This is a genomic window from Amycolatopsis sp. cmx-4-61 (assembly GCF_046548775.1).
GTDB lineage: Bacteria > Actinomycetota > Actinomycetes > Mycobacteriales > Pseudonocardiaceae > Amycolatopsis.
In genome coordinates this window covers 210,035-224,042 of sequence record NZ_JAEBEI010000009.1, presented here as the reverse complement: position 1 = coordinate 224,042, position 14,008 = coordinate 210,035, and the positions used below count along the sequence as shown (strand labels likewise).

General features: G+C 70.3%; 13 protein-coding genes and 6 tRNA genes. 1 reads left to right on the top strand and 18 read right to left on the bottom strand.

All coding sequences use genetic code 11. From position 1 onward, the window contains the following. Positions 1–198: 198 nt before the first annotated feature. From ACLJOU_RS25805 to ACLJOU_RS25725, 17 genes are all read right to left on the bottom strand, one after another. Entirely contained in the window at positions 199–2,391 is a 2,193-nt protein-coding gene (locus ACLJOU_RS25805) for a hypothetical protein (RefSeq protein ID WP_410570637.1), read from the bottom strand. A gap of 18 nt (positions 2,392–2,409) precedes the next feature. Then, on the bottom strand, positions 2,410–2,607 hold the full coding sequence (locus ACLJOU_RS25800) for a hypothetical protein (RefSeq protein ID WP_410570635.1): 198 nt from the start codon (positions 2,605–2,607) through the stop codon (positions 2,410–2,412). Between the two features lie 52 nt (positions 2,608–2,659). Then, positions 2,660–2,735 (bottom strand) — tRNA-Arg (locus ACLJOU_RS25795). Position 2,736: 1 nt separating this feature from the next. Continuing rightward, a tRNA-Lys gene (locus tag ACLJOU_RS25790) sits at positions 2,737–2,813 on the bottom strand. A gap of 29 nt (positions 2,814–2,842) precedes the next feature. Continuing rightward, positions 2,843–2,916 (bottom strand) — tRNA-Lys (locus ACLJOU_RS25785). A gap of 25 nt (positions 2,917–2,941) precedes the next feature. Then, a tRNA-Ser gene (locus ACLJOU_RS25780) sits at positions 2,942–3,034 on the bottom strand. A 30-nt stretch (positions 3,035–3,064) separates the two neighbouring features. Beyond that, positions 3,065–3,139: transfer RNA gene (locus ACLJOU_RS25775), tRNA-Ile, on the bottom strand. Positions 3,140–3,150: 11 nt separating this feature from the next. Then, positions 3,151–3,242, bottom strand: a tRNA-Ser gene (locus ACLJOU_RS25770). A 498-nt stretch (positions 3,243–3,740) separates the two neighbouring features. Further along, positions 3,741–4,529: a hypothetical protein gene (locus ACLJOU_RS25765; protein ID WP_410570634.1), complete on the bottom strand. Its 789-nt coding sequence runs from the start codon at positions 4,527–4,529 to the stop codon at positions 3,741–3,743. 227 nt (positions 4,530–4,756) lie between these two features. Beyond that, positions 4,757–5,530 (bottom strand): hypothetical protein, encoded by a 774-nt coding sequence (locus tag ACLJOU_RS25760; protein ID WP_410570632.1) that lies wholly within the window; start codon positions 5,528–5,530, stop codon positions 4,757–4,759. Between the two features lie 349 nt (positions 5,531–5,879). Further along, positions 5,880–6,677 (bottom strand): class I SAM-dependent methyltransferase, encoded by a 798-nt coding sequence (locus tag ACLJOU_RS25755; RefSeq protein ID WP_410570630.1) that lies wholly within the window; start codon positions 6,675–6,677, stop codon positions 5,880–5,882. A gap of 229 nt (positions 6,678–6,906) precedes the next feature. Then, positions 6,907–7,158 carry a hypothetical protein gene (locus tag ACLJOU_RS25750; protein WP_410570628.1) on the bottom strand — a complete coding sequence of 84 codons (252 nt, stop codon included), beginning with the start codon at positions 7,156–7,158 and terminating at the stop codon, positions 6,907–6,909. A gap of 340 nt (positions 7,159–7,498) precedes the next feature. Next, on the bottom strand, positions 7,499–7,858 hold the full coding sequence (locus tag ACLJOU_RS25745) for a hypothetical protein (protein ID WP_410570627.1): 360 nt from the start codon (positions 7,856–7,858) through the stop codon (positions 7,499–7,501). Positions 7,859–8,081: 223 nt separating this feature from the next. Beyond that, positions 8,082–8,861: an NUMOD4 domain-containing protein gene (locus ACLJOU_RS25740; protein ID WP_410570625.1), complete on the bottom strand. Its 780-nt coding sequence runs from the start codon at positions 8,859–8,861 to the stop codon at positions 8,082–8,084. 187 nt (positions 8,862–9,048) lie between these two features. Then, positions 9,049–9,921, bottom strand: a complete 873-nt coding sequence (locus tag ACLJOU_RS25735) for a hypothetical protein (protein ID WP_410570624.1) — start codon at positions 9,919–9,921, stop codon at positions 9,049–9,051. 78 nt (positions 9,922–9,999) lie between these two features. Then, positions 10,000–10,485 carry a hypothetical protein gene (locus ACLJOU_RS25730; RefSeq protein ID WP_410570623.1) on the bottom strand — a complete coding sequence of 162 codons (486 nt, stop codon included), beginning with the start codon at positions 10,483–10,485 and terminating at the stop codon, positions 10,000–10,002. 104 nt (positions 10,486–10,589) lie between these two features. After that, positions 10,590–11,735, bottom strand: a complete 1,146-nt coding sequence (locus tag ACLJOU_RS25725; RefSeq protein WP_410570621.1) for a DUF932 domain-containing protein — start codon at positions 11,733–11,735, stop codon at positions 10,590–10,592. A gap of 412 nt (positions 11,736–12,147) precedes the next feature. Here ACLJOU_RS25725 and ACLJOU_RS25720 point away from each other — a divergent pair, with 412 nt between their 5' ends. Then, positions 12,148–12,441: a DUF397 domain-containing protein gene (locus ACLJOU_RS25720; RefSeq protein WP_410570620.1), complete on the top strand. Its 294-nt coding sequence runs from the start codon at positions 12,148–12,150 to the stop codon at positions 12,439–12,441. Positions 12,442–12,579: 138 nt separating this feature from the next. Here the strand turns inward: ACLJOU_RS25720 and ACLJOU_RS25715 are convergent, their stop codons facing one another. Then, positions 12,580–13,710 (bottom strand): hypothetical protein, encoded by a 1,131-nt coding sequence (locus ACLJOU_RS25715; RefSeq protein ID WP_410570619.1) that lies wholly within the window; start codon positions 13,708–13,710, stop codon positions 12,580–12,582. Between the last annotated feature and the right edge of the window lie 298 nt (positions 13,711–14,008).

Genomic DNA, 14,008 nt, shown 5'->3' with positions numbered 1-14,008 from the left:
CCGGGGATGGAGCCTGTCCCGAGCGGGCGGCTCAGGGGCCGGGCTGCGGTACGTCACGAAAACGACGATGGCCCGCCGAGTTGACCGGCGGGCCATCGTGAAGGTCGACGCGAGGAGAGGGAGGGTACTAGGAACCATTAGCAGTGGGAGTAGAAGGAAGTCCCCTCATTGCCTCGCATGATCAGAATACCGGCCCGGTCAGGCCGGGATCAACTGGTTAAGCCGGTCCAGCGTGATCACCTCCGTGCCGTCCGGCACGGTCTCCGGCGCGTGCAGGCCGAGGAACGTCACCGGGCCGTCCAGCTCGGCGCCGGGCTCCCAGGTGGTGACCTCGGCGCCCGCGGCGCGCATCAGCTCGACCACGTAGCCGACGGTGAGGTACTCGCGCTGCAGCAGCCCCCGCGCGAGCACGGCGGTGCTGGCCCGGTTGGCCTCGACCTGGTTGAAGTTCGGGTTTCCGGACAGGTACAGGTGCAGCCACGTCGCGGTCCAGCTGCCGTCTTCGCCGCGGGCGAACACGGCCGGCAGGGCCACGCGGCCGGTGCCGCGCATGTCCGAGCGGGTCCGCACGGTGCGGGCCTCGAAGGGCGCCCCGGCCTGGTCGTGGTCACGGGTCATCCAGCCGAACATCGACTCCGCGACCTCGTCGAAGCCCTCGCCGGAGTAGACGTTGACCTGCGGCACCACGTACGCGGCGGAGGTCGCGTCGGCCGAGTCCAGCGGGAAGTCGATGAACTCGGTCGCCCCGTCCGGCGCCGGTGCCTGGGTCAGGTCGCCCGAGTACACCGCGCCGCCGTCGTGGTAGTTCGTCCACGACACGTGCCCGATGTAGCGGAACTCGGCGTCCAGCAGCAGCGCGGACAGGTCGAAGTCCGTGGTCTGGCGGGCCTGGCACCAGTAGGTGAAGAACCGCAGCACATCGCCCTCGACCTGGCTGCGCGAGCCGCGGGGCAGCACGGCGAACCCGGCCTCGCCGGCCTTGCCCGACAGCGGCAGCGCCACCGACAGCACGGCCGGGTCGACCACCAGGCGCGCGCGCCGGGGCAGCCGGGCGGTCAGCTCGGCGTCGATCAGCGCGCAGGCCCGGCTGATGACCTCGGCCGGCAGCGGCGGCCGGATGTCGTCGGTGACCCAGGCCCGGCGGGTCCGGGTGGTGAACAGCCGTGCGGCGTCCGGCGTGGCGCGGTTGGCCAGGTGCTCGCGCACCGAGCACAGCACCCGCGCGGACACCTTGCCGAGGACCTGCGTCATCGCGGCGAAGACCGCGTCCCGCGCGGGCGCGTCGGCGTGGCGCAGCAGCCGGTCCAGCGACCGCATCAGCATGCCCGGTGCGCCGGTGAGGATGTCGGCCGCGCCGGCGAGGTCGCCGCGCGCGAACGCCAGCTCCGCCCGCCCGGCCAGCGACATGACCGCCCGGCCGCGCGCGACCTCGAACACCTCGGCCGCGCGCGGGAACTCCTGGAACTCGTGCGGGTGCAGCCCCTCGCCGAGCCGCTTGAACCGGTTCGCGAACCGGGCGACGTCGCCGAGCTTGCTCTCGCCGCCGGCCACGACCGCGTCCAGCGCGGCCATCAGCACGCGGCGCTCGCGGCGGGCGAAGCTGCGAAACTTGGACGGTTCGGCCAGCGTGACGTCGCCGCCGCTGGCCTGGCACGCGGTGCGCAGGACGTCGAGCACGGTGTCCACGGCCAGCAGTGGCCTGCCCGCGGCGAGGCGGGCGGCGTTGAGCACGGCGCGGTTCTCCCGCACCGGCACCGCGGCCAGCTCGACCTCGCCGCAGGTCTCGGCGAGGTCGGCGAGCAGCTGCAGGTCGGCCTCGCCCAATGGCGTGGTCGACTCGGCCAGTGCCCGGTAGAGCGCGGCCGTCTCCTCCTCCAGGGTGCCGCCGAGCCGCACGAGCGTGACGCGGTCCTTGACCGAGGGGATCAGCTCGTCGTGCGCGGCCAGCAGTTCGGCGTAGGTGTGCTGGTAACGCCCGTAGCGGGGCAGATCCAGCAGCCCGACGAGGCCGCGGTCGAGCACCGCGAGCAATTCGCCGTCGGTCGGCGCCGGGCCGGCACTGCGGGCGCGCGGCGCGACGAGGGCGTCGCGCAGGCAGCGCACCCAGAACTCGACGGTGTCGGGGACCCCGTGGGGGAAGTCACGGAAGTACGGGTTGTGGGCGACGTGGTCGCCGACCAGTTCGCGGACCGCGGCGACGATGTGGACGGCCAGGTCCATCGCCGCGCCCGGCTCCAGCTCGGAGATGTGCTCCAGCAGGTCGCGGGTGGCCTTGAATCCGGCGCCGGCCAGGACCGCGTCCATCTGCCGGGCCACGGCTGCACCGTCGCCGGCGGGCGCCGGGCTGCGCGGGACGCGCAACGTCCTGGTGATGATCGTCCTCGTGTGCATCGTCACGTCCTTCGCTGATCAGGTGTTCAGGGCCCGCGCGGAGGCGTAGCCGTGTGCCGCCCAGCTCGGCGGATGCGCGTACTCGCGCTGGCCGGCGTCGTGGCCGGCAACCCGTTCCGCGAAGCGGGGTTGCCGGCCGGGCGCGCGGTCAGCGACGCTGCGCGCGGCCGCCGTCGAGCGGTGGCACGTAGGGATCTGCACAGCGGAGCGGGACATCGGCGGAACAGTCGGATGCGCAGCCTGTTGCGCCTCGGGGGAATAAACGTGGTGGTGCCCCCAGCAGGAGTCGAACCTGCAGCCTCCGCCTTCGGAAGGCGGTGTCGTTTCCGTTGGACCGCAGGGGCGTGGTGGGCCGCCAGGGATTCGAACCCCGAACCCGCCGGGTAAAAGCCGGCTGCTCTGCGCAGTTGAGCTAACGACCCAGGTCGCGGCCGTGGCCGCGCCGGTGGAGTAGGTCGCCGGGGACTCGAACCCCGAACCTGCCGAGTAAGAGTCGGCGGCTCTGACCAATTGAGCTAACGACCCAGGTCGCCGCCGCAGTGCGGCGGTGTGGCGGAGGATGCAGGATTTGAATCTGCGCGGCGCTCGTCACGCCGACCACCGTTTTCGAGACGGCTGCCTTTCCGGGCTCGGCCAATCCTCCTTGCACGGCAACGGTCTTTCGTTGTCGTGGTGGTCGAGGTGTCAGGAGTTGAACCTGGTTCTTCGCGTCATCAGCGCGCTGCACAGACCGCCGTGCTCCACCTCGTTCCTGGTGCGCGGAGGGCGCGCGATTCGAACGCGCGCCGGGACCTGGAGTCCCGGACCACGGGGTAGCAGCCCGGTGCCTTGCCTGGCTCGGCCAGCCCTCCAAAATGTGCCCCCGGCAGGAGTCGAACCTGCATGCCCGCCGACGCGGTCGCGCGGGTTTGAGCCGCGTGCGTCTGCCAGTTCCGCCACAGCGCGGCGAGAATCTCGAGCAGCGGCGAAGTCGATGATCTTGGTGAGGCTCGTGCCGCGCTGCAGCAGGTGGGCACGGTTGGCGAAGTGGTCGCCGATGCTGCAGTGCAGTTTCCGGTTGAGCCGACGGCGGCCGTTCTCACGGATGCCGCTGGTGTAGCCGAGGAGTACGTGCGCGAGGTCATCGAGGGTCGTGCAGCTGATGGTCATGGCGGCGTCCTTGGCTTAGATGGGCAGGGACTCGCCTTCGGCGGCCGCGACGCGTGCGACGGGCCGGGCTGCCTCCGGAGGGTGCGCTGCCGACCGCCACCAGTCCCGCAGGCCCGGCACACCCGTTTCGAGCGGAGCGAGGGTTGCGGGCCCGCGGGGCTGGTGGCGATGCTTCGGGCGGGGACGCCGGCCACCCCCGGTCAGGCAATGGCGCGAGCTGCGGCGTGGCGTGCGGCCACACGGTCGTGCCAGTCCTCGGCGTAGACCAAGCAGCTGGAGCAGACGCGGTGGAACGCGGTGCACCGCGGGTGCTTCGCCCGTCGGGCGCGGGCGGCCTTGGACCAGCTCATCGAGTCGACGTCATCGAAGAGCCCGATCGCTTCGGCGTGCACGCCGAAGCCATGCAGTCGAGCCGTGGTGCGCTCGCGCAGTGCGGCGACGATGTCGATGATTTCGGGCAGGTCGGCCTTTTCGCGGCGGCAGATCGAGCCGACGCCGACGATGTCGGCCGCGGCGCGGTCGACGCCGCGCTCGCCGAACATTTCCCAGCAGCGCACGTACGACTCGACGGTGTCCCCTTGCACCACCAGCCGGAACGGGCAGGGCCGGTGCGGCGCCAGCCGCTGCCACCAGAGGCAGAGATCCTCGTACGACTGGACGGACAGCACCTGGTGGCCGAGCACGGTCAGCCCGGTCTTCGCCAGCGCTTCCGGCTCGCAGGGGTAGTCCTGGCTGGAGGCCCACCGGAGGTTGCGGATCTGGATGTCGTAGGTCCGCACGGCGCGAACGTAGGTCTGCGGGTCGTCGGGGTAGCCGCCGTGGCGAGTGACGACGTCGTAGGCGCCGGAGTCGAGAATCCACGGTGCCGAGTCCGCGACGGGGAGGTTGAAGGCGTGCTTGATCCGGCGCAATCTGCTGTGCGACACCATAAGCGGGCGGTCGCTGACGCCGATCCATTGTGGATCGGGAGCACCGAGGTAGACGGTCACGGCGAGCTCCTCGACGACGGGGCCGAGCCGTGCTCGACCGGCGGTTGCCCGGGTGTGCCGGGCGGGCCGCTTCGGCGAGCCGGCCGCGCGCGGGATCTGTCCGGTGGGCGAGAGGAGCTGGGCGCGGTCGGCTACGGTGCGGCCGCGCCCGCACCGGGCACCGCCGCCGACGGCCGTCGGTCCGGGTGCCGGGGCGCGGAACCGCCGCTGCGCCCCGGCACCCGGGGTCAGAAGGGGAGCCTGTTGTTGTCCGGGTCGTTGTCCAGCTGGCGGGGGTTCAGTGCCTGCGGGGCGAGGCCGAGGCGTTGCCACGCGTCGGTGGAGGGGCAGCTCGGGTCCGGGACGTACGCGGTGATCTCCGTGGCGCCGCGGGGGTAGGCGTCGAACAGCCCGGCCAGTAACCGGGAGTGGAGATCGTCGTTGTCGTCCCATGTACCGCGCGCGCAGATGCGCAGCAGGAGACCGATTCGCCAGGTGCCGTCGGCGAGCTGGTTCAGCGACGGCATCGGCGGGCAGCTGTACTTGAGCGATTCCTGCCAGTTGTACTGGCACTGCCACACCAGCTGGTCCCAGATTTGCTCGATGAATCGGTGTCGCAGGCGGAGCGGGTGGTCCTCCGGCAGGACGGTTCGGGTGACGGTGCCCTCGGTCGCGTAGAGGTCCAGCAGGTGGGGCCGGTCGTAGACGCCGTTGAATCCCATCAGGTCGGCCAGCGTGACCGTGCCGGTGGTCAGGGCGAGCAGTCCGCCGTGCTGACGGGCATGGGCCGCGGCCGCAGCGTGGTAGAGCCCGGGTGTCTCGGTGGGACGTGCCCACAGCTCTCCGGGCACGAGTTCGGTGTGGTCGGCCGATGGTGTCCAGGTCGGTTCGTCTCCGACGGTCGTGCTGGTCAACCGGATGCTGACCTTCAGCAGGTGACCGCCGTCGTGCTCGGCTTCGCCGCGGCCGTTGAGCATCCGTGTGCGGACGTCGTGCAGGACTCGGCGGGCTCGTTCGTCCATTGCGCTCCTCGAGCTGGATTCCGGCGCGGTGGTCCGCGCGCCCGGAGCAGCTCCGGGCGCGCGCGGCCGCGCCGGCGGCGCCCCCGGCGGGCAAGGGCAGCGCGGACCTGGGAATTCCGCGGTGCAGCGAGGGCTGTCGCGGTCCGCGCTGGCGGAGCGTCCCTTGCCGTTGCGGGCGCGGTCGGCCAGCGTGCATGCGACCGGAGCTGTCGGGGCGACTCGATCGGCGCGCCGGTCCGGCCGTGGTTCCTGGCCTGGGAACGAGCCGTTGTGCAGTTGCAGCAACATTTCTGGTCGGATGTCGTTCCGGCTCGCGGGTGGCGGCTGCTTCGCCGCCACCCGCGCCCGGTCAGCCCTCGGCGTCCTCCCGGTCGGCCCACACGAGGAAGGTGTGGATACCGAGACCGGGGAAGGACTTGTCGGGCAGCTGTATGTCCCCGCCGTGTGCCTGGATCAGCTCGCGCACGGCGGTGTGTTTGCGGTCGGTGCGGAAGTCGTATCCGCCGGGCACGATGGCGACGAGCCGGCCGCCGGGGGCGACCAGGTTCCACGCGAGCATCAGGTGGGTGATCCAGGCGGTGCGGTCGTGCGGCACCGCGAACGGCGGATTCATCACGACCAGGTCGTAGGTCCGGCGCGCCTGTGCCGCGGTGAACGCCTCGAACGTGCTCACGACGGGATCGATCCGCGGGTGCGGACCGAGCTTCGCGGCGCGTTCTGCGTTCGGTTCGACGGCGGTGATCTGGACGTCAGGGTTGATCTGCCGGACGGCGCGGACGAAGGAGCCGTCTCCGGCGGATGGCTCCAGGACCCGGGCACCGGAGGGAAGGACGTCGAGGTCGGTGTGGTGGTGCAGCACCCACTGGGCCAGCTCGGGCGGCGTGGCGAAGTAGCCTTCCAGCACGTGGTTGGGGCTGGGGATGTCCGCGCCGTCGAGAACCTCGGCGATGGCGGCGGCCGGGTCGCCGTCGAAGATGTGGGCTTGGTGCTTGCGGTTCCAGGTGCCGCCGAGCCTGCGCAGGACGACGTCGACCGCCTTGTACTCCTTCGAGGAGAGCTGCGCGGTCAGGCGCAGATGGTGGCCGTCGACTTTCGCGGCGGCGAGCACCTCACGGGTGCGGTCGGACACGGGCTGGGTGACGCGCATCGGTTCCTCCTGGTCAGCGCGGTGTGCGTGGACCGAAAAGGCGGAGCAGGCGCGGTGGTCGGGGCGGTCCGGGCTCGGCGGAGCCGACCGCGTAGCGGCGTGGCCTGGACCCGGCACGGCAGGGTCTGCTGGCATCACCGGTCCACGCACACCGCGCTGCGTGGAGGACCCGCGGCGCTTCCGACGCCGCGGCGGCCCGCCCGTCGAAGGGCAGGCCGCCGGGGTCAGGTCAGAACGGCGGTTCGTCGGAGCAGCCCACGTTGCGGTCTTCATGCTGCTGGTCCTCAAGGGCCGTTTCGGCGATGCGCAGGAACCGGGCAGCGAGTGTGAGGGCGCGGAAGTGCACGTCCTGCGGCCGCCGAACCTCGACTGCGGTCGCGAGTTCGCCAAGGTCGCTGTAGACGGGCAGGAGGAACGCCGGGTCGTTGAGGGAGAGGCCGGCTCGCGTCAGGGATTCGTAGGTGCGTTCGACCTCGCTCATGACGCGAGGGGACGCGAGGTGGCGCTGCTCGCCGTTGAGAATCTGGTTGAGTGCGGCGCGGACCGCGTTGACGTCGGTCGAGGCGGGATTGTCTGCTTGATCTGCGCAATGGCACATTCGGGCTCCTGGAGGTCGCTGGTGTGCGTGGACGGGCGCACGTCCAGCGGACCTGCGGCGCGGAGGCAAGGTCCGGCGCCGCCGGCCGCGAAGCGGTTCGCCTTGCCTCCGCGCGGCGGGTCTGCTGCGCTCCCTGCGGTCCACGTGAGCCAGGCGATCGGGGCGCGGGGCGGCTGACGCGCCGTCCAGGTCGTTCTGCTTGGACGGCGCGTCAGCCGGCTGGTCAGGCGGGCACGATCGTCATCGCGTCGGCGGCCAGTGCGTCGGCGAGGCGGCGCAGCGTGGTGAACCCGGGCTCCGGCTGCACTCCGGTGCCCTTCGTCGCGTACAGGGAGGTGGAGTCGTGCCAGTTCGACGGCGCGTTGCTGAGGACACGCGTCCATTCGCCGGTGGCGGTGAGCACTTCGGCCATTGCGGTGGACTGCTGCTCGTAACTGTCCCGTTCGACGGTGACCCGGAAGGTGCGGTCACCGCGTCGGTAGAACCGGGTCACCGAGTAGCGATGGCGGGCGGAGACGTCGTCGGTCGTCTCGAGGAAATGCCGGACCGGCGCGGGCGTTCGAGGCTGTTCGGGCGAGGGCATTGATTCCTCCTGGTCGGCGCGTTGTGCGTGGACCGGGAGGTCGTGAGCAGGCCCGGCGACCGGGGCGGTCCGGGCTCGGCGCAGCCGACCGCGCAGCGGCATGGCCTGGACCGCCCCCGGCCGGGGCCGCTGGCATCGCCGGTCCACGCCACTGCGCCGGCCGGGAGAGCGTAGGCCATCCGATCTGCGAGTTCGGCGAGCGGGGGAATTGCGCTTGTTGGCCTTATATGAGGCCGTCGCGCACCGCTTGCCGCTTGGCGCGCTGTCGTTCGCGTCGGCACTTACGGCACTTCGGGCCGCCGCCGGGGCGATCCCGGTACACGTTGTCCTCGGTCAGTTCGTGGCCGTCGGGGCACGTGCCGCCTTCAGCGGCAGTTTGGTGCCGTGTGCGTTTACGTTCTGCCCATTCCAAGTTCACCAGGCGGTCGTCACGCCGATTGTCGTTGAGGTGGAGGACGTCGCGTCGTTTGGTCGGGTACGCCTGGCTGGTGCTGAACGCTTCGAGTACCAGGTGGTGAACGCGGGCCTGTACACCGGGGCGCGTGTCTCCGGGCCGAATGAGCCGGAGGACGTGGTACCCGTCGCCACCAACTTGTGCCTTCACCAGTCGTCCTCGCGGGTCAGCGTGGTAGCTGCGCACTCGTCCCATCGTCGACACGTCGTACAGTCCCTCGAACCCGCGGACGCTCGCCCAGCGCTCATCCAGCGGCCCGTCCAAGCCGCCGGCCGCGAGACGGGCGTTGCCATCGGCCTCGACGACGATCTTTCCCGCCTGCAAGAGCCGGGTGTAGGCCTCGGCCGCCATCTTGTTTACGGGAAGCCACGCTTCGGTGCGGGTGCCGTTCGGGTAGTGATGCCCGAGATATTCCCAGGTTCGATCAGTGTCGGCTCGGTTCTTCAGGCGAACCTTGCCTGAGATGTGCAGGTTCCATAGAAGCATGACGTCGCGCGTGATCGCGGGCGTCGGCAAGATCTGGTCTTCGTGTACTTCGGGCAGTCCCATCGTGGCTCCTGTTCCGTACGGCTGGGCGGACGGGAGGCGCTGCAGCAGGGGCGAGCCGAGGCGGAGCAGGGCTCGGCGTAGCCGACCGCGTAGCGGCGTGGCCTTGCTCCGCCTCGGCTCGTTCTGCTGGCGTTCCTGGTCCGCCGCTGCCGGCGAGCACCGGAAGTCGCGGCTGGCGAGCAGGGCACTACTTTGCGGTGCCGTCAGGTTCGGCGACGTGGATGCCGTGGGTGCGCAGCACTGCCTCGGCCGCGTCGAGTGCGGCTTTGCGGGCCCAGGAGGCGGCTTGCCAGACGGTCAGCGCAGGCCAGATCCGAGCGTGGTCCGGCTCGCTGGTCAGGTCGATCGGTGCGGCATGGGTGATCGCGGCGTCGGCGATGGCTTCGACGTAGGCCCGGTCGACGCGGCGGTGCGGATCGGAGGGCCGGCCGGAGGCGGGCAGCTGCCAGTGCTGAAGCAGGTTGCCGACGTAGCGGTAGTGCCCGACTTCGGCGGTGTCGCGCCAGCCGCTGCCGGTGATCGGCCGCGGGTCCTCGCCGAGGACCTTCCACCGGGTTTGCCAGCCGACCTTGCAGCACACCACGACGACTCCGCTGGCGTCGTCGATGCGGACGTCGCCGTGCTCGGCGTGCACTGCAGCGGCCGGTTCGGGCGGTCGCTGGAACAGGTGCTTCTCCGAGTCGACGATCGCAGTGTCGAGCTCGCGCACTGCGGCCGCGGCCGCACTGGCCGACAGCTTCACTGCGACGGCCGGATGGTCGCCCGGCGCGCTGGCCACCGACAGGACGATCTGACCGTTGCCGTCGTACTCGGCGGTCAAGCGGTTGTCGTCGCCGGCGGTGGAGAGCACCTTGTGCGTGGCGATGAGCTCGCGCCAGCTCGAGGTCAGCTTCTCCCCACCTGGGGTCTCGTGCTCCCAGTAGTCCTCGTGCTGCTCGTCGGTGAACAGCTTCGCGTCGTCGCGGCGGCGGATCCAGGTGCGGCCGCTGGGGTCGGTCACGGCCAGCAGCCAGATTGGCGGTGTCCGGTCTTTCCTGATGGTGTGCAGCCAGAGAACCATCGGTGGTCCCTCCATTGTGGATTGTGGTGGTGCGTTGCGGGCCAGTCGTTTGGCGGCGGCTGGCAAGCGAGCAGGGGTTCAGGCCGGTTCGGGTTGTTCGAAAATCCGGCGGTTCTTGATGGGCCAGGCGGTGTCGGTGAGCTGCCGCCACCCGGGCAGCCGGCAGACGGCCATGCGGTGCAGGGCGTCGCAGAAGGCGTAGGCCTCGCTGTCGGGCCAGCCGGGGTGTTCGCACGACTGGGCCTGCAGGCAGGAGATGGCCTTGAGCACGACGACCGGGTCCGGGTCGCCGGGCAGCTCGCGGTAGAGGTACGGCGGTTCCCAGCCTTCGCTGCCCCGCGTGTGGTTGACGCTGCGCATGTTCTCGGCCAGCAGCATCGCGCCGACCCGGCCCGCGGTGGACGGGGTCAGCTGCCGGGCCAGGTCGGACAGGTCGTCGGGCGCTGGACCGTCGGGAGTCGGGTAGTACCAAGTCAGGGCGCCGAGGTCGCGTGCGTAGGCGAGCCCGGCGGTGAGCAGGGCGTCGATGTGGTCGGCATCGACGAGGAATGCGGATGCGGACATGGCAGATGCTCCTCCTGGGCGTGCCGGGGGCGCTGCTGCGCCGCGTGGACAGGTGGACTGCGGGCGCCGGCCGGGATGTCCGTCCCGGCCGGCGCCCGGGTGGTTCACCGCTGGAAGGCGGCCGCGACCTCGAGGGCGCGCAGCCCGGTCTTCTCCAGCTCGTAGCCGGAGTCGGCGTCGGGCAGGGTCTGTGCCGCGCTGGTGACCGCGTGCAGGACGCCACCGGCGGTGGTGTCCCCGCCGCGGATGAAGTGAGAGAGGATGCGCTTCTGCTCGTCGGCGGTGTACCTCACGACCTGGCCGACGTGCTCGATGGTCGCTTCCGGGTCGATGACGTCGACCTGGGCGCGGCCCTGGATCTCGTTGAGCTTGCGGACCATGTAGTCGACGTTGAGGAACGTCTTCACCGCGTCGCGGGCGCGGGAGGTGGCGGTCGCCAGCTCCTTGCGGATCGTCTCCTCGGAGTACCGGATGACGCCGTGCTCCAGCTTGGAGCCGTTGTGGATCGTGCGCATAGCGTCCTTGGTGACGGTGAGCCCGTTGGAGCAGATCTGGACGGTGAACTGCGGTGTGATCGTGGACGCGCCGAACCCGAGCTCGCTGTTGGTCAGCACTACGCCGGCCGCGACGATGGGGTTCTCGCGGCCGAACCGGCCGGTGAAGGGCGAGCGGTAGTGCCACAGCAGGTCGGTGGCGTCGGTGACCACGCGCGGGGCGACGATCTTGACGACCATCATCCGGTCGGTGAGCTCGCCGGTGATGTCGACGTCGGCGCCGCGGTCGCTGATCCCGTCCAGCACGGCCAGCAGCAGCGGCAGGTTGTCCCGGATGCCGTAGGAGTCGCTCAGCAGCGCGCGGCCGACGCCGGGCTCGTCGTCGGTGCTTCGGAACAGCCGCACGAGGAACGGCCGGTTCGGCTCCAGCGCCAACCAGGCGTTGACGTTCTGCGCCAGCAGCGGCAGCTGGTCGTACTCGCGCATCCGGGCGAGGTAGGTGGCGGGCACCTTCAGCTTGGCAGCGATGCCGGAGTCGAAGGTGTTGGTCAGCCGGAAGTGGCTGACGTCGCTGACTCCGCTGGAGGTGATCCGCGGCTCGTCGACCTCCAGCAGACCCTCCGAAGTCACGCGCATTTTGTGCGCGGGCACGACCAGGTCCTGCTGACGTGTCTTCTGCTCGTTGAGGTGGGCGAGCAGCTGATCGATCGACAGGCGGGGGCGTCGGGTGAACGGCGCCAACTCGGTGGTGGTCATCGCGCTGGAACTCCTTCGGTTTTCGCGGTGAGCTCGGGCTTTGGCGAACCCGAGCGGCGAACGACGTGGCGGCCGGGCAGCTATGGCCGCCACGTCGTGCGCGCCCTGCCCTGCTGTGGGTGGGGCGCGGCTCCGAAGGACCGCCGGCGCGGACGGCCGGGGCGCCGTCCGCTCGCCCGGGCGGGGTGGGATCGCGCAGCGACCGAGCGCAGCGAGGCCTGTCTCCCCCGCCCGGCGCGGGCGGACGGGCATCGGGCGCAGCCGCGCCGGCGGTCCAGGGTTCGCGGCCACCACCCACCGGGCAGGCGTGCTGCACGGCGGTGGGCGTCGTTGACCGGGGTCGCGCGGAAGGTCCGGCGCGGGACGCGGGTATACCTGGGCCATGCGGATCCAGGGTGAGACGGAGCGGCCGATGAGCGAGCAGAGCGCGGCGATCTACGACGACAAGAGTCAGGTGCGGGGGCATCTGGACTTGTCCCGGGCGCAGTGGCGGCTCGCCGCTCCGGACGGTGCTGACCCGGCCGGTGACTTCTACGAGGTGGCGTTCGTCGAGCACACCGACGGCGTGACCTACACCGTGCTGCGCAAGGCGCGTGAGCCCGAGGGGAAGGTCCTGGTATACACGCCGGCGGAGTGGAGGGCGTTCCTTGATGGCGTTGAGGATGGCGAGTTCGACGACTTCTTGGAGGACTCGGAAGAGAGGTAGTGGCTCGCCCTCGGGCGAACGGGTACACGAACGGCGCCCCGACCACATCAGGGTCGGGGCGCCGTGGCGTTCATGGTCAGGACTGCAGGTCGGTCAGGTATGTCTGGCCGGCGCCCGTCTCGACGTGAACGAGCGCGCTCAGTGCCGCGCCGGCTCGTCGTTCTCGGTCACGATCTTCAGCTCGATTTGCCGAGAGTGTGGCCGCAGATCCTTGTCGTCCACGATCGCTTTCCGGACCGCGTCCTCGGCCGGCGCACCGGTGTTGTCCGGCGTCCAGGACAACGTCCACCGGTCCAGGCGGTCCGAGTACACCGCCTCGACCTCGATCCCGTGCTTTGCGCCGAGGTCCGCGGCGAACCCGCGAACGAACACTCCGCGTGAGGTCGGCAACGCGACGAGCTCCCGTAACGGCGAGGGCTCGCCTTTCTCCAGCCCCCGCAGCTGCTCCAGGTTTACGCCGGGTATCTCGGCCAATGTCACGACGAGTGCTTCGACGTCGGCGATCCGGTACAGCGGCACATCGACCCACTTGCCGCGCGCGACTTTGGCCTGGGTCCACGACACGGGCGCGATCCATCCGGCGGCACGGCAGTACCGGAATTCGATCGGCCGCAGTTCCGCGTGCCGTGCAGCTTCGTCGCCGGTGACGAGGCGGGCGCCGCGTACCTCTTCGTCCAGTTCCTCGTCGCCCAGCAGTGCCTGCGTGTCGGCGTCAGCGAGTCGGCCGAACCGTCCGGAAGTGATGCCGCGCTCCTGCGTGACCCGGCGCATCTCCTCGTACGACCAACCCAGTTCATTGCGCACGTCGTGCCAACTGCGCGACGACTCCATCCAGGTCTTGCGTTCGGCGACCAGGTCTTCGACCAGGGCCCGCTCGCGCAGCACTAGCTCCCGCACGTGCAGCACGTCGTAGAGCGCCCAGTCCTTGAAGTAGATCGTCTTGCCGAGGTAGTCGACCGCTGGCGACAGCAAGCCGCGCTCAACCAGCTCGTCGATGTCCGGGCCTTCGACGTCGAGGTCCAGCAGTTCCGCGGCCACTTGCGCGCATCGTGTAGTACCCATCGGCCCCTGCGTGCCGATCGCCTCCAGCGCTTCGGGCAGCCGCGCTTGCAGCTCGTCGACGACTGCCGCCAGCCATCGTCCGGTCGACGACGGGGCGAGGTGACCGTGCCGGACCAGGGCGTTGAACTGCCACTCGCTGATGCCGAGGTGGTTACGCATCTGAATCGGGCCGTAGTCGACCTTGGGCTTCTGCGTCTTCGGGGGCACGAGCACACCTTTCGTTTTGGACGGTTCGGTTTCTACGGCACCGGGGTGCCCAGCATCGTCGTGAGCAGGTCCGACAACAACGGACTGTCGGACGCCCGTGGCCGAACAGCTTGACCCGTACGGCCCCGCTGCGAGCCTCTGGTGGTACAGCTCGTTTCAGTCACACTCCGTACCGGAACCGTCGGCACGAATGTGCGTCAAGCATGGCGTAAACGAACCAATATCACAAGGCGCAATGCTGCTTGGAGCAGCGCAAACCAGTTCTAGTCAAATCATATGATTTCAATTCCATTATGTC

Excerpts from the sequence above, each read along its gene's own strand:
- ACLJOU_RS25805 (WP_410570637.1), bottom strand. The coding sequence starts at position 2,391 with ATGCACACGAGGACGATCATCACCAGGACGTTGCGCGTCCCGCGCAGC.
- ACLJOU_RS25800 (WP_410570635.1), bottom strand. The coding sequence starts at position 2,607 with ATGTCCCGCTCCGCTGTGCAGATCCCTACGTGCCACCGCTCGACGGCG.
- ACLJOU_RS25760 (WP_410570632.1), bottom strand. The coding sequence starts at position 5,530 with ATGGACGAACGAGCCCGCCGAGTCCTGCACGACGTCCGCACACGGATG.
- ACLJOU_RS25755 (WP_410570630.1), bottom strand. The coding sequence starts at position 6,677 with ATGCGCGTCACCCAGCCCGTGTCCGACCGCACCCGTGAGGTGCTCGCC.
- ACLJOU_RS25750 (WP_410570628.1), bottom strand. The coding sequence starts at position 7,158 with ATGAGCGAGGTCGAACGCACCTACGAATCCCTGACGCGAGCCGGCCTC.
- ACLJOU_RS25745 (WP_410570627.1), bottom strand. The coding sequence starts at position 7,858 with ATGCCCTCGCCCGAACAGCCTCGAACGCCCGCGCCGGTCCGGCATTTC.
- ACLJOU_RS25740 (WP_410570625.1), bottom strand. The coding sequence starts at position 8,861 with ATGGGACTGCCCGAAGTACACGAAGACCAGATCTTGCCGACGCCCGCG.
- ACLJOU_RS25735 (WP_410570624.1), bottom strand. The coding sequence starts at position 9,921 with ATGGTTCTCTGGCTGCACACCATCAGGAAAGACCGGACACCGCCAATC.
- ACLJOU_RS25730 (WP_410570623.1), bottom strand. The coding sequence starts at position 10,485 with ATGTCCGCATCCGCATTCCTCGTCGATGCCGACCACATCGACGCCCTG.
- ACLJOU_RS25725 (WP_410570621.1), bottom strand. The coding sequence starts at position 11,735 with ATGACCACCACCGAGTTGGCGCCGTTCACCCGACGCCCCCGCCTGTCG.
- ACLJOU_RS25720 (WP_410570620.1), top strand. The coding sequence starts at position 12,148 with ATGAGCGAGCAGAGCGCGGCGATCTACGACGACAAGAGTCAGGTGCGG.